Consider the following 12,943-nt stretch of genomic DNA (forward strand, 5'->3'; position numbering starts at 1 on the left):
CGATCCGCCTGCCGAATCCGCACGGAAGTCGGACGGAACACCATCCGCGCTAGGAACGGAACGGTGTAAGATTGTATTATCGGATCAATAGCAAACGGGCACCACCGAAAGCATATACGCTAAGTATGAGGACCAGCCGGCGGCTGGTCTTTTTCATGCGGTGAGGTTGCCTAACTATTGATCCGGTACCAAACCAATGCAAGGAGTGAGCCTCCAATGCCCCTTGTTGCTGCGCAATGGGGATTAAGCCAAATCGGCAGCCGAAAGGGGAGAAAACGCATGCAGACATGCAATACAGTATGAGCGATGCAGCATATACAGCAGGCAACCCGGGATCCATGGATACGGGAAACGTCGGCTCGTTGAGCGCACGAATCAGGCAAACCCTCAAGCGCAGACTCGCGGAGGAGATTCCTGCCTGGAACGGTCGTGTCGGGGATATCCCGGCCCCGGGAGAAGTGTTAAGCGGACCTTGCGCGGTGGTTGCTTTTGCCGAGGAGGTGCCGAAGTCGGCCTGGGCGGGTTATCGGCGTATCATCCACGTTTACCCTTATGCCCGTCCGGAAGACGGAGGCGCGGAACAGGTGGAGGCTTGGTCAGCGCAGCTGATCGCAGCTTTGCATCAGGCACGGCTTGAGGATGACGAGGGCGGCGCGTTCACCTGCATCTATGTCGGCTCGCGGGAATGCGACCGTATCGATCAGGCCTCCGGCATGATTACGCGCAGCTTGCGCTTCGCCGTCTACGTGCCGGAACCGGCCGATCACGCTCCGGCTATTTCGTCTGATCCGTGGATGCAGGCGATGCTGGATTGGACGAGCAAAGAGCTTGGCAAGGATTGGGCGGTGTATGCGGATGTATGGCCGCGAGGCTACGAGAACCGAACCGTTTTGTGGCGGCTGGCTGGAAGCAGCACGTCTGCGTCAGGGACGAATGCACTGGAACTGCGCAAGCAATGGATCGGCCACGTCTTGGCATCGGGGGGAGAAGAGACTCGGCTTGCCGTTACCCGGCTGGTGGAGCAGCTTGGCGTACAGGCGCGCATTCCTTTGTCCATTGCGGGTGATAAGCGGTACGCGACTGTGGATGAAGTCTCCGCGGACCTGCAGGCAGATGCCTACCTGAACGGTCAGATCCGGTTGACGCTCCAGCAGCGCATTCGCCGATCTGTGGCAGATGCACCGCTGATGCAGGCAATTCATCACAAACGCGTGCTGGAATAGTCCCGGTGGCGAGGGACTTCAGCTTCATGAATGCGCAGCGGATCAGGCACGCAATAAAACTTATGGATAACGAGGTGAGATGCCCATGGCAGGCACGGTCAAAAAAAATGCGCAGGCAGCCCCGAAGTATACGCGGGCGGAACTGATGAATCATGCGGAAGCCCTCTTTGCCGTCAAGGCTGAGGTGCTGCATGGTGCGCTGTTTGAAGCGGCGCAGCAAACATTTTCCATTCAAGAGGTTAGGGAAAGCATCGATCAATTTATGAAAGCGAAGGTGAACGGATAATGGCAGGCGGAACTTGGGAGCAAACGAATCGTCCGGTACTTCCGGGCTTGTATATGAATTTTCAGGCGGCAGCGGCATCGGCCATTCAGGCCGGATCGCGGGGGACTGTCGTTGTTCCGGTCAAGGCGAACTGGGGCCCGGCGGGCACGTTTGTGGAAGTGGGCAGCGAAGCGGCGATCGGACAGATTTTCGCGGCAAACGCCTTGGATAACGGGACGGCCTATGCGTCCTTGAAGCTGGCACTGTTGGGCGGGCCGAAGAAGTTATTGGCATACCGCGTAACCGGGGAAACGGCGAAGGCGGCAAGCTTGGTGCTGAAGGATGGCAGCGATGCGGACGTGCTGCAGCTGACTGCCAAATATCCGGGCGATCGCGCCAACGGTTTCTACGTGACGATTCAGCCGGGCGTCATCGACAACACGAAGCATGAGGTGCGTCTGTTTGAGGGCAACAAAATGCTGTATGCCTTGCTGACGGCAGACATTTCGGCCGCGGCGCTGGCCGAGCAGATCAATGCGGATGAGAGCAATCTGTGGATTACCGCACAGGCGGTAGGCGATGGAACGGGCACGGTAGCGACGGTGTCGGGAGCTGCATTCAATGGCGGTGTGAGCGGCAACGAAAGTATTGCCAATGCGGATTACATTGCTTTGCAAGCGGCGCTGGAGGGACAAACGTTCGATGTGCTCGCCCTGGATCATGCGGCGGATGCGTCTTTATTGGCGAGCTTTGCAGCGTGGGTGAAACGTGTGCGCAGCGAAGGCAAACCGGTGATGGCCGTGTTTGGCGGTTCTTCCGCGGACGATACTTCGGTGAATGCGGCGCAAAAGGCGGCAGCGCGCTCCCTCACGCTGAACCATGAAGGCGTCATTAACGTGGGGACGGGCGTACGTTTGGGCGACGTTGATTACAGTTCGGCGCAAACCTCTGCGTACGTGGCGGGTCTGATCGCCGGGCAGCGTTTGAACGAATCGACCACGTATGCCGCGACTCCGTTTGATGATGTGACGCGCCGCTGGACGCGTGCCGAGCAGGAGCAGGCCGTGCAGAACGGGGTGTTCGTTTTCATCCATGACGGACGTCAAGTGAAGGCGCTTCGCGGTGTGAACACGCTGGTTACGCCTGAGTCGGGTCAAAACAATGCATGGAAAAAAATCCGTTCGATCCGCGTGATGGATGCGATTAACACGGATTTGCAGCGTTCCGCGGAAGACAGCTACATCGGCAAAGTGAACAATACCGAGGAAGGACGCTTGGCGCTGATTTCGGCCATGAAGTCCTACCTGGGGCTATTGGCACAAAGCAATGTGATCGAAGCGTCCGGTTACGATGTCGTGCTCGACCCGGCATATTACGGCGACTCCCCGGTATTCAAACCGGAGGCGGATCAGGTGTACCTCCAGTGGAATGTGAAACTGACCGATGTGATGGAGCAGTTGTTTGGCACATTTTATGTGCAGTAATTGGCGTTGGGATTAGGGCGTGGCGAACCTTATACCACGTGGCTGATCGCAGAGGGCATGAGATGGAGCAGCCGAATTTTTAACGAACCTGACGCACGTTATTGGCTCCAAATCGATGTGGTTGGCACTTTAACGAACCTCAGACGTCTTATTTGCCCGAAAACGGGCGTTGTTGCTTGTTTCCGGCCCGAATAGCGTGGCTGAGGTTCGTTACATTGTGGCATGCGTGATTTATCTCCAAATAAGGTGTCTACGGTTCGTTAGAACTGCGCAAATGAATCAACGAAGAGGTGTGGAACCTCAACACATATAACCAAGGAGGAATTTTACATGTTGGATGCATCAAGAGTTATTCTCGGTACCCACGGTCAGCTGCATATCGATGGTGTGTGGCAGACCAATATCAACAAACTGGAGGCCAGCGTGGAGATCGAGAAGCGCGAGCTGAACCTGGTCGGCAACGACTGGAAGGTGCACAAAAACGGCGCCAAAAAAGGCACCGGCACCATGACCGGTTACAAAGTGACATCGGACATGATCGTGCGCGGTTTTACCAAATTCGAAATTATTTCCTCGCTGAACGATCCCGAGTCCTATGGTCATGAGCGGGTGCTGCTGAAAGGCTGCATGGTCGACAAAATCCAGTTGGCCAACTGGACGGCCGGCGAGGAAGTGCCGGAGGAGACCGGTTTTACCTTTGAAGGATTCGATCTGCTTGATCCGATTGTAGCCAGATAATTCGAGCGGAATGTGAATGGGCTGGGACGTTTCCCGGTCCTTTCATTGACCAATGTGTAAGAGATGAGAAAGTATGCTGGTGAATGGATCAAGTTGAAGCATTGAATTTATACACAGTCAAAAAAAGGAGCTAACAACCATGAGCGTAAACGAACATTTGTCGGAAGAACAGATTTTGGACCAGCTGTTTGAAGCAGCCGAACGGCTGCCGGAGGAAAACGTGCGCATTCAGCGCCTGGATCTGCTGCTGACCCTGCGCGGCCTGACGTCCTCGAAGGTCGATCAGATCCGCGAACGCTGCACGATCCGCAAAACGGTCAAAGGCCGTACCGAGGAAAAAGTAGACACGGAGACATTCAACGCGCTGCTGATCTCGGAAGCGACGGTCAAGCTGCAGGTACGCAGCCTGGAACTGTCCGGCTGGGGAGACAGCCGCATCACCGGACGCATGAAGCTGTCCGGCGGGGAGCAGGCGGTTCGCCGCATGCTGCTGGCAGGTGAATTGGACGCGGTCGGCGACAAAGTACTGGAGCTGTCCGGCTTCGGCGTGGAGATTGAAGACCTAAAAAACTGATTCACTCCGGCGGGATGACGACGTACCTGTACCACATGTGGGTGCGCCATCATTTGCGTCCCGGAGAGTTCTGGGCACTGCCAAGAGGAGAGCGGTCATTGCTGCTCGCTTTTAGTGAAGAGGAGATGGGCGCGTTGGCCTCAGCGGCCAATCGATAGAGGAACAACGATACGTCAGGAGGTGAACGAATGGCAGAAACGATTATTGGTTTGTCCCAATCGAATGCGCAGATGCGAACGACGATCCGTTATCTCGACCAAATCCAGCGTTCCACGGATCGGTTGGGCCGAACGCGTTATCAGAGTTTGATCAAGACCAACAACGAGTTGCGGACAACTGGGCGACGTCTGGAGAGCATTTATAGCACGGCGGTACGATTGAGCAGGTTACGGATTACCCCACAAGTTGAATTTGCTGATCGAGCCACGCCAGCTTTAGAAGGATTGTTGAATAAACTCAAGTCTATTCGATCAGGGATTTTGGACGCTTCAGCCAATGTAAACTATAAGGTTAGTCACCAAATCTCAGGTGTATCCGTCGATGTAAACTCACAGCCTTTGATAGATGCCTTACAAGTGAACACGCAATCATTAAACAATCTAACTAATAAGCTGGACTCCATAAATATCGGGGCAGCTGGAGGAGAAGAAAAACCTAAAACATTTTTGCAAAAAATGAAAGGTATGTTTGATCGGGGGAAGTCACTCTCGTCTGGAGTAACGAAAGCTTTCGATGCAAGAAGCAGCGGGAAAAAACTGTGGAAAGAAATAAAAAGACCCTCTACACCAGGAAACAGGTGGAAAAAGGTGTTCAAGGTTACAAAACGCGGAGCTAAGTTTGTCAATGACTTCTCTACAGCAGGCTCTGATTTAATTGGTGGTATTGATGGATTGTGGGGAGATGTAAAGGGATTATTTGGTGGTGGAGGAACAGAAGGCGGCGGGGGCTCGGGCCTTATTAGCAAAATAGGCAGTGGAGTCGTCAAAAAAGCAGGAAAATTTCTGGGTCCTCTCAACACCATGATGAGCGTGGCGGATTTTGCCACCGCTTCACCAGAACAAAGAGGACGTGCCGGTGGATCAATGATCGGTGGTGCTGCTGGAACGGCCATTGGTAGTGCAATCGGCACCGCGCTACTCCCAGGCATTGGAACCTGGGTTGGCGGTGCGGTTGGTGGCTGGGCTGGCAGTGAAGTCGGTGGGTGGATCGGAGATAAGGCGAAAGACATTGGAAACGCTTTGTCCGGCGCTGGTAATTTTGTAGCCGAGAAGGCGAAGAATATCTTCGGCGGTATCACCGATTTCTTTGGAGGCTCCAAAATAGAAGAACCTCCTGTGGCGCCAGCGCAACCAGCCCCCGCTGCCCAACCGATGCCTGCTCCAGCCTATATCCCATCCGCTCTCTCGATAACCGGTCCGAATGCCTACTTGTCCGGCATGGGCGGCGGCCCAACGGCGGCGGCACTCGCTGGACCGAACCTGATGCAAATGCAGGCCATGGGCATGGGTACAGGTGCAGGTGCGCAAGCACAGGCCGCGGGCAACGGCACACCATCCACGATGACCGTGCAAATTTCCGAGGAACAGATGAGCAGTCTGGCTGGTTACCTCACCGATTTCAAAACTGAGGTCACCAACCAAGTCTCTGTCAACGTGCCTGCGGGAGCGGTGCAAGTGACGGTGCGCGAAAACGCGATCGATTACGATGCCCTCGCCCTTCAGATCGGGGGACGCCTCTCGAATGAATTGCGCCGTGCCATGGAAAATCGCCGATCAACGGTGATGGCTTAAAGTGGAAGGAGGTCAATCATGGCATTCATTGAAGATACACCCGAAGGTTTGGACATGCTCTTTACCTTGAAGGACGGATCGACCACTTTCGAGTTTCCGGTCAATCCGGAGGAGGTAAGCATATCCCGTTCCAAAGGGTACGAAACGATCAACATGCTGGAGCATGGCGAGTTTGATTTTGCGATTGGGGAGAAGGTGAAGGAGATCACCTTCTCTTCTTTTTTTCCGAAAGAACATAACCGATCCTTCTGCCAAACGACGACGGTTCCCGATCCGCGCGTGGCGATGAACGTACTGAATACGTTCCTGGTGTCCAAAAAACCGCTGCGCTTCATTATCTCGAACACAGGCGTGAACGTACCGGTATACTTAGTCACCCTGAACACCACCTTCCGGGGAGGCGAGCCGGGGGACATTTATTTCGACCTGACCCTCCGCACTTGGCGGGATTCGAAAGTGGAGAAGCTGGGTGCAGGAAGGGCGAGCAAATCATCGTCCTCCCGGACCGACCTGAAAAAAAACAGCAAAACGTATACCGTCAAATCCGGTGACTCGTTATCGAAAATCGCCAAGCTGGAGCTGGGAAGCAGTTCAAAGTGGAACGAGATCTACCAGCTCAACAAAAAAACGATCGGCAACGATCCTAACCGAATCAAGCCTGGGCAAAAGCTGGTGCTGCCATGACGTACAAAGTCATTGTCGAAGACAAATACGATGTCACCAAGCTGGTCGAGACGATTACGCTTAAGGATTCGCTCGACCAAATTGCTTACCAAGGCAATGTCCGGTTGGCAGTGTCAGCAACTTCCGGTTTGCCTGCGATATCGCCGGGCATGGCGGTGCGGATCAGCGGGGTTCCTTTTGGCGGCACAGGAATGGCGACGTTGCTGCATCCTGCAGTCATTTGGGAGGCGGAAAGCTCGAACGGCGGCGTCAAACGGTTATCCCTGATGATCTACGACCGGATGATCTATCTGGAAAAATCGGAGGACGAGTTTCTGCTGCCCAAAGACCAGACGGCCACGCAGCGGCTCAAAACGTATGCCAAAGAGTGGAAAATCCCATGCGCCACGCTGCCGAATACAACGACAAAGCTTAGCAAAGCGGTGTACCGATCGCAGACGATCCTGTCGATGATCTATGCCGATCTGAAAGAGACGGTCAAATCGGGCGGGGACATGTATCATCCCCGCATGACGCCTGCCGGGCTGCAACTGTTCAAGGTGGGCAGCAATGCCAAGGTGCATGAACTGGATCGGCTGATCGACCTGTCGCAAATGCGTACATTGGAGGGCGCGGTGACCAAAGCAAAAGTCATGGCAGCCTCCGAGTCCAGCAGCGGCAAGGAGGTTCCCTCCAAGGTGCTGGCGATCGAGGAACAGGGTATTGCCGAACTCGGTACGCTGCAAAAGCTGTTCCAGGACGATCAAGTCAAAACGGCAGCGGCCGCCAAAAAGCTGGCCAAGAGCAAGCTGACCGGCATCCAGGAGACGTTTACCGTGACGGCGCCGGACATCAATACGATTCGAGCCGGAGACGCGGTGCGCCTGAAAGGGATAAAGCTGATCGTTATGTCGGTCAGCCGGGATTTGTCGGCAGGTCCGGGCACGATGACGCTGGAACTCGGCACGGCCGAACTGGTGAAAAGGAGGTATTACCTTGAATAAAGATGATCCGTATGGGCATTTTGCCGATGTGATGCGCGGCGCGATGAGCAACCATACTCGCCAGGCCGTCAGCGGCCTGGGCGCGGTGCTGGGCACGATCACGTCGTCCGGCGTGAAGCTGGACGATTTCAAACATGAGGTACAGGACTATTTTGTGGCCGAATACCCCGGCACCTTGGAGCTGCCCGAACGTGAAACGGCAGGGGCGATCTCCGACATCAGCGAGGTGGCGAACGGCGGAACGACGAGCGAGGGACGCTTTCTTTTGCAAAAAGAAGAAGTGGAAGAGGCGACACTATCCCTTGGAAAAGGGATGAAGCCCGGCGACCGGGTGCTCGCAATGCGGGTGAACGGGGGCAACGACGTCGTGGTGCTGTGCAAGGTGGTGAGTGCGGGTGCCTAGTTTGTTTCCGGAAATCGGGATGGTGTGGGGCGACGAAGAAGATTGGTCCGGCCAGGAGGCGGAGTCGGTAGAGGTGCAGTTTGGCCGAAGCTGGCGTTTCGATTACGATGCCGGGGAATTCGTGCTGACGCCGAGCGGCAAAGTTGCCGCGGCAGACGGTCATGAAGCGTGGGTGCAATGGTGCAGCAAAGCGGTGCGCACGCCACGATACCGACATGTCATTTATTCGCGCAATTACGGCTCGGAGCTGGAGGACCTTATTGGTGGTGGCGACAGCCGGGGCGTGGTGGAAAGCGAAATCGTTCGCATGGTGACGGAAACGCTGCTGGCCGATCCACGCACGGAGACGGTGGACCAGTTTGCGTTTGATTGGGAACGGGAAGTGTGCCGATTCTCTTGCCGGGTGACGAGTGTGCAGGAAGAGTCAATGATTTTGGAAAGCGAGGTGATCTGACGGATGGCAGAGTTTCCGAATTATTTGGAAGAACAGACCGAAGAGCAAATTATGCAGCGCATGCTGGATCGGTTGCCCGTCGATTTGGATAAATCGGAAGGATCGTTCCTGTGGGATGCGCAGGCACCGGTGGCTTTTATGCTGTCGGAGGCGGCAGTTTGGGCGCAAGAGCTTTTGCGGCGAGGGTTCGCGAGTACGGTGGCAAGCGATGACCCGAATTTCCGTGCAGAGGAGCTGGACCTGCGGGCAGGCGAGCATGGCATTACGCGGCGTGCAGCGGTGGCGGCACAGGGAGTGGTGCGTTTTGCGGGAACGCCGGGCAAAGTAGTGCCTGCAGGCACCGTTGTCGCTACGCTCGCGGACGAAATTTCGGGCGAGGCTTCGCTTGAATATGAAACGACAGGTAGTGTGGAGCTGGATGCGGATGGTTCTGGAACCGTGGGCGTGCGTGCATTGGTTGCTGGAAAAGAGAGCAACGTGCCCGCAGGCACGGTCGTTGTGCTATCCACGCCTGTGAGTGGCGTGACGTCCGTGGTGAACCCTGATGCGATCAAGGGCGGCGCGGATATTGAAACGGATATGGCGCTGTTGGAGCGCTTTTATGCAAAGGTCCGCAACCAGGGGACGAGTGGCAACAAGGCGCAATACATCCAGTGGGCGAGCGAAGTGCCTGGCGTTGGCGCGACACGCGTCATTCCGCTCTGGCAGGGGCCGGGCACGGTTGGGCTGTATTTGCTCGACACGGACAAACGGGCGGCTGGCCCGGATCTGGTGCAGGCGGTGCAGCAGTATATCGATCCGACGCAGGATGGACAAGGCGAAGGCGTTGCTCCTGCTGGACCGATCGTCAGCGTGATGCCGGCCGAGGAAGTGCCGATGAACATTGAAGTCAAACTGACGTTGGCGAGTGATGTCACATTGGCGGAAGTAAAGGAGCAGATCGAGCGCGGGGTGACCGCGTATTTGAAGCAGCTTGCTTTTGCCGATCCATTGGTGCGTTACACCCGCATCGCCGCGATTCTGCTCGACATTCCGCCGATCATCGATTATGCGGAGCTGACCGTGAACGGCATGAGCGACCAGAACATTGAAATGACGCCAAGCCAGGTTGCTGTACTTGGGACGGTGGACGTGCATGAGTAAGGTGCTCGGGGAGCAGCAAATCATGGATGACATGTGGACAGCGCTGGAGATGCAGAAGGAATTTTCAAGGCAGGACTCTGGCGGAGCGGAAGGAGGTGGCCGGATGTGAGTGCTGCTGCGATGAGTGACCAAATGGATGGCAAGAGCAAAGAATTTGTTGTTCAGAGTGAAGGGATTGCCTTCAAAAGCGTAGATATTTCGAGTGCCAAAGGGCGTGAGCTTTTTTCCTATCTCCCCGGGTACTATGAAACTTCGCGCGTAATGCGTGCCGATATGCAGGCCAAGGGTGCGGAGATGGACATGCTGTACCAAGCGCTGGAGGAAACGTTGGACCAATTTTTCGTGCGCACGGCGACGTGGGGACTGGACTACTGGGAGCAAGAATTGGGCATTGAGACAGATCGTCTCAAACCCGTGGACCAGCGGCGCGCCGTGGTGGAATCGAAGCTGCGCGGTGCAGGAACGTTTTCGGGCAGACTCGTGAAAAGTGTAGCGGAAGCCTATGCGGGCGGCAAGGTGGACGTGACGTTTCAACCGGGGGCGTGGAGTTTTACGGTGAGCTTTGTGGACACGATGGGCATTCCGCCGAATATGGAGGATCTCAAGCGAGCTATCGAAGAACTGAAGCCGGCTCACATGGCTGTCGAGTATGAGTACCGTTATCTGAACTGGGATGATCTGGACCGCAAGCAAGTGACATGGGATGAACTGGATGCCGCGTCATTGACGTGGAATGAACTGGAGGTGTGGGCGTAATGCCAATGGAAACGGATCGTTTGAAACTGCCGCTGCCTTTGGGGAACGAGAATGTGACCCGGGAGAGCATTAATGCAATTTTTGAAAAGATTGATGCGGGTGTTGCGACGCAGGAAGATTTGGAGACGCTGCGGGAAGCGGTGAGCAAGATGGATATCCCGGATGCGTCGTTGACGCAGAAGGGAAAGGTGCAGCTGTCGAGTAAGACGAATGGGACGTCCGAGACGCTGGCGGCGACGGAGAAGGCGGTAAATGTTGCATTTGCTGAAGCGCAATCGGCAAAGCAGCTTGGAGTTGAGCAGAAAGTCAATGTGGTTGCCGCTCTCAACTCCATTGGGGTAGCGGCATCCACAAGTGAGTCATGGGCGCAGCTCATTGCCAAAATGGCATCGATGATACGGGCCACGGGTAATGCTACGGTTGGACAGGTTTTGGCGGGGGCAACGTTCAGCAATGCAAGTGCTAACGGGATTGTAGGGGCAATGCCCAATCGGAGCGCCGAAAGCGCTCATCAGCAGGCTTTGAGTACAGAGGTTTGGCAAGCCGATCGTACATTTTTCCGCCCGCCCAATGGATATTTTGACGGTCAATCGTGGGTGTATGCTCTTACGCCCGATCTGCATCCCAACAATATCCGAAGTGGTAAAAATATTTTGGGTTTAGTAGGAAATTTAATAGAAGGGAAAAAGTACGCATCCGGTTCCACTCCGACAGGTAATTATAAATTAGAAGTTACAGGACTCGCTTTTCGACCTGCTATAATCTTATTTTATTATAATCTTACACCGGGTTTTTTACATTACGGAGTCGCGGTAGATAGCACAGTTTTTGGCGGTAGTTTTGGTCTGAAGTTTGACACTGGCAATCCAAATTACTTAGGATTCACGATAAATGATAATGGCTTTGTGTTGAATGTGGGCGTGGCTGTTGGGTCGTCTCCTGGTGTGTCATGGATTGCTGTAAGTTGGTAAATGAGGAGGGTGTTAAATGTTGCAAATTGGAGCAAAGATTTATTACGACAAATCAAATGGTAATGTTATTGCCAATACAGGAGAGCGGTCCGGCTATGTTATCGAGACAACATGCGAACAAGACTTCGCCGCATATGCTGCGTTGGCAGAGCGTGTTCCCGATACGGTCGATATGTTGCAATTGGAATACGGCGCATATGCAGCCGATTATGCGGAAGGAGGTATCATTACACGGATCAATCTGGAAACGATGGAACCATTGTTCACCTATCCTGATCCAGTCGATCCAGAGGCACCGCAGGAGCCGCGCCCAGCACTCAGCAAGCAGGTGGACACACTTATTCAAGAAAGCACACTCCTGAAAGCACAGAGCAAGGCACTTGCGGAACGAGCTGCATTCACAGATGATGTTATCGCTGAAATAGCAATAGAGGTATATAAGTGATCCAGCGTGAATTATTCTGATTGCTTCTACGCTTGAAAGGAGGTGATACGATGGTAGCAATGTTCTTCTCGCAGCGTATTATTTTCGGCACTACAGAGTATAAGACAGTTCCTGCTTCTCTTCGTGAACAAGTTGACGCTATTCTGATCGAAAGTGGAGTTGAATTTCTAATTGAGAAGTAAAGAGCGTACCCAAGTAGTGCGCTATTTTTTTTATCTCTGGAGTAATCAGGGGAATTATCCTATTAAAGAGGTAGGAGATTATAATGGAAAACTTCATTAAATGGCTCCTCGCCTTCCTCACCAGCACCGCCACCTACTTCTATGGAGGCTGGTCAGGCGTACTAGGTGTTCTGCTCGTCTTCGTCATCCTTGATTACGTGACCGGGATGGCGGCGGCTGCGGTGGAGGGCAGGTTGGAGAGTAATGTCGGCATATTCGGCATTGCACGAAAGGTGTTTATTTTTGCCATGGTATCGGTGGCTCATCTGGTGGACGGCGTCCTGGGAGACGGACATATGTTCAGGGATGCGGTTGCCTTTTTTTATATCGCGAATGAGCTGTTGTCCATCATCGAAAACGGGGGCAAGCTCGGCGCACCGATCCCTCCGGCGATCCGTCAGGCGATTGAGGTATTGAAGGGCAAAGGGGGCGAAGGGTTAGCTCCCACAACCCAATCTTCAAATACCAAGAACGACTCAAATGCGGACAGCGAAAATAAAAACAATGATGCCTCTACCACAAACCAATGACTCTCGGGATGGAAAAGGCCAAACCATCCACCGTGAACCATGCGGTGCAGAGTCGCTATTCTTGGCTGGACGGTAAAGAGAAGAGGGGCAGCGCCCCCAAAGCATCGTCTTTTTTCCGCCCAAGCCTCGGCATCTTTTCGCAGAAACTCAAACCTTCTACCATCCGCGCTAGGATCGAAAAGGTGTAAAGTTATATCATGGCATAACAAGGAAGTTAGCCGTGAACATATCAGCACAATCAAACATCCAAACATCAGCAGACCGGCAGACAAGCTGGTC

Annotated in this window: 18 protein-coding genes; all 18 read left to right on the forward strand. The window is 54.3% G+C overall.

Annotated elements, in window-relative coordinates; genetic code table 11:
• Positions 1-299 precede the first annotated feature (299 nt).
• The 18 genes from SNR34_RS06015 (at position 300) to SNR34_RS06100 (ending at position 12,852) form a co-directional block, all read left to right on the forward strand.
• Positions 300-1,223: a hypothetical protein gene (locus SNR34_RS06015; protein ID WP_486181420.1), complete on the forward strand. Its 924-nt coding sequence runs from the start codon at positions 300-302 to the stop codon at positions 1,221-1,223.
• A gap of 85 nt (positions 1,224-1,308) precedes the next feature.
• A complete protein-coding gene (locus SNR34_RS06020; protein ID WP_486181421.1) occupies positions 1,309-1,509 on the forward strand; it encodes a YqzN/YkzM domain-containing protein in 201 nt (66 codons plus the stop codon).
• Positions 1,509-2,972 (forward strand): phage tail sheath subtilisin-like domain-containing protein, encoded by a 1,464-nt coding sequence (locus SNR34_RS06025; RefSeq protein ID WP_486181422.1) that lies wholly within the window; start codon positions 1,509-1,511, stop codon positions 2,970-2,972. Before SNR34_RS06020 ends, SNR34_RS06025 begins: the two co-directional genes overlap by 1 nt.
• Before the next feature lie 330 nt (positions 2,973-3,302).
• Positions 3,303-3,710 carry a phage tail tube protein gene (locus SNR34_RS06030; RefSeq protein ID WP_236415328.1) on the forward strand — a complete coding sequence of 136 codons (408 nt, stop codon included), beginning with the start codon at positions 3,303-3,305 and terminating at the stop codon, positions 3,708-3,710.
• A 139-nt stretch (positions 3,711-3,849) separates the two neighbouring features.
• A complete protein-coding gene (locus SNR34_RS06035) occupies positions 3,850-4,284 on the forward strand; it encodes a phage tail assembly chaperone (protein ID WP_339276520.1) in 435 nt (144 codons plus the stop codon).
• A gap of 14 nt (positions 4,285-4,298) precedes the next feature.
• Complete coding sequence (locus SNR34_RS06040; RefSeq protein WP_486181423.1) at positions 4,299-4,442, forward strand: hypothetical protein; 144 nt, start codon at positions 4,299-4,301, stop codon at positions 4,440-4,442.
• Positions 4,443-4,472: 30 nt separating this feature from the next.
• Positions 4,473-6,074, forward strand: coding sequence for a hypothetical protein (locus SNR34_RS06045; protein ID WP_486181424.1), 1,602 nt, complete (start codon positions 4,473-4,475; stop codon positions 6,072-6,074).
• A 54-nt stretch (positions 6,075-6,128) separates the two neighbouring features.
• The gene (locus SNR34_RS06050; RefSeq protein WP_236415404.1) at positions 6,129-6,758 is read left to right on the forward strand and encodes a LysM peptidoglycan-binding domain-containing protein; all 630 of its coding nucleotides are present in this window, start codon (positions 6,129-6,131) and stop codon (positions 6,756-6,758) included.
• The gene (locus SNR34_RS06055) at positions 6,755-7,741 is read left to right on the forward strand and encodes an XkdQ/YqbQ family protein (protein WP_486181425.1); all 987 of its coding nucleotides are present in this window, start codon (positions 6,755-6,757) and stop codon (positions 7,739-7,741) included. The genes SNR34_RS06050 and SNR34_RS06055 overlap by 4 nt, the downstream gene beginning before the upstream one ends.
• Positions 7,734-8,144 carry a hypothetical protein gene (locus tag SNR34_RS06060; RefSeq protein ID WP_486181426.1) on the forward strand — a complete coding sequence of 137 codons (411 nt, stop codon included), beginning with the start codon at positions 7,734-7,736 and terminating at the stop codon, positions 8,142-8,144. The genes SNR34_RS06055 and SNR34_RS06060 overlap by 8 nt, the downstream gene beginning before the upstream one ends.
• A complete protein-coding gene (locus SNR34_RS06065) occupies positions 8,137-8,598 on the forward strand; it encodes a DUF2634 domain-containing protein (RefSeq protein ID WP_339276525.1) in 462 nt (153 codons plus the stop codon). Before SNR34_RS06060 ends, SNR34_RS06065 begins: the two co-directional genes overlap by 8 nt.
• A gap of 3 nt (positions 8,599-8,601) precedes the next feature.
• Positions 8,602-9,741 (forward strand): baseplate J/gp47 family protein, encoded by a 1,140-nt coding sequence (locus SNR34_RS06070; protein WP_486181427.1) that lies wholly within the window; start codon positions 8,602-8,604, stop codon positions 9,739-9,741.
• A 105-nt stretch (positions 9,742-9,846) separates the two neighbouring features.
• On the forward strand, positions 9,847-10,497 hold the full coding sequence (locus tag SNR34_RS06075) for a YmfQ family protein (protein ID WP_486181428.1): 651 nt from the start codon (positions 9,847-9,849) through the stop codon (positions 10,495-10,497).
• The gene (locus SNR34_RS06080) at positions 10,497-11,468 is read left to right on the forward strand and encodes a tail fiber protein (RefSeq protein ID WP_486181429.1); all 972 of its coding nucleotides are present in this window, start codon (positions 10,497-10,499) and stop codon (positions 11,466-11,468) included. Before SNR34_RS06075 ends, SNR34_RS06080 begins: the two co-directional genes overlap by 1 nt.
• A gap of 16 nt (positions 11,469-11,484) precedes the next feature.
• Complete coding sequence (locus tag SNR34_RS06085; protein WP_486181430.1) at positions 11,485-11,913, forward strand: hypothetical protein; 429 nt, start codon at positions 11,485-11,487, stop codon at positions 11,911-11,913.
• A gap of 50 nt (positions 11,914-11,963) precedes the next feature.
• On the forward strand, positions 11,964-12,095 hold the full coding sequence (locus tag SNR34_RS06090; RefSeq protein WP_486181431.1) for a hypothetical protein: 132 nt from the start codon (positions 11,964-11,966) through the stop codon (positions 12,093-12,095).
• Between the two features lie 83 nt (positions 12,096-12,178).
• Entirely contained in the window at positions 12,179-12,664 is a 486-nt protein-coding gene (locus SNR34_RS06095) for a phage holin family protein (protein WP_486181432.1), read from the forward strand.
• Positions 12,665-12,672: 8 nt separating this feature from the next.
• A complete protein-coding gene (locus tag SNR34_RS06100) occupies positions 12,673-12,852 on the forward strand; it encodes a hypothetical protein (RefSeq protein ID WP_486181433.1) in 180 nt (59 codons plus the stop codon).
• Positions 12,853-12,943: the final 91 nt, after the last annotated feature.

The organism is Paenibacillus sp. XP01, assembly GCF_057364885.1.

Excerpts from the sequence above, each read along its gene's own strand:
- SNR34_RS06025 (WP_486181422.1), top strand. The coding sequence starts at position 1,509 with ATGGCAGGCGGAACTTGGGAGCAAACGAATCGTCCGGTACTTCCGGGC.
- SNR34_RS06015 (WP_486181420.1), top strand. The coding sequence starts at position 300 with ATGAGCGATGCAGCATATACAGCAGGCAACCCGGGATCCATGGATACG.
- SNR34_RS06035 (WP_339276520.1), top strand. The coding sequence starts at position 3,850 with ATGAGCGTAAACGAACATTTGTCGGAAGAACAGATTTTGGACCAGCTG.
- SNR34_RS06020 (WP_486181421.1), top strand. The coding sequence starts at position 1,309 with ATGGCAGGCACGGTCAAAAAAAATGCGCAGGCAGCCCCGAAGTATACG.
- SNR34_RS06045 (WP_486181424.1), top strand. The coding sequence starts at position 4,473 with ATGGCAGAAACGATTATTGGTTTGTCCCAATCGAATGCGCAGATGCGA.
- SNR34_RS06085 (WP_486181430.1), top strand. The coding sequence starts at position 11,485 with ATGTTGCAAATTGGAGCAAAGATTTATTACGACAAATCAAATGGTAAT.
- SNR34_RS06040 (WP_486181423.1), top strand. The coding sequence starts at position 4,299 with ATGACGACGTACCTGTACCACATGTGGGTGCGCCATCATTTGCGTCCC.
- SNR34_RS06050 (WP_236415404.1), top strand. The coding sequence starts at position 6,129 with ATGCTCTTTACCTTGAAGGACGGATCGACCACTTTCGAGTTTCCGGTC.
- SNR34_RS06100 (WP_486181433.1), top strand. The coding sequence starts at position 12,673 with ATGGAAAAGGCCAAACCATCCACCGTGAACCATGCGGTGCAGAGTCGC.
- SNR34_RS06090 (WP_486181431.1), top strand. The coding sequence starts at position 11,964 with ATGGTAGCAATGTTCTTCTCGCAGCGTATTATTTTCGGCACTACAGAG.
- SNR34_RS06030 (WP_236415328.1), top strand. The coding sequence starts at position 3,303 with ATGTTGGATGCATCAAGAGTTATTCTCGGTACCCACGGTCAGCTGCAT.
- SNR34_RS06095 (WP_486181432.1), top strand. The coding sequence starts at position 12,179 with ATGGAAAACTTCATTAAATGGCTCCTCGCCTTCCTCACCAGCACCGCC.
- SNR34_RS06080 (WP_486181429.1), top strand. The coding sequence starts at position 10,497 with ATGCCAATGGAAACGGATCGTTTGAAACTGCCGCTGCCTTTGGGGAAC.
- SNR34_RS06055 (WP_486181425.1), top strand. The coding sequence starts at position 6,755 with ATGACGTACAAAGTCATTGTCGAAGACAAATACGATGTCACCAAGCTG.
- SNR34_RS06070 (WP_486181427.1), top strand. The coding sequence starts at position 8,602 with ATGGCAGAGTTTCCGAATTATTTGGAAGAACAGACCGAAGAGCAAATT.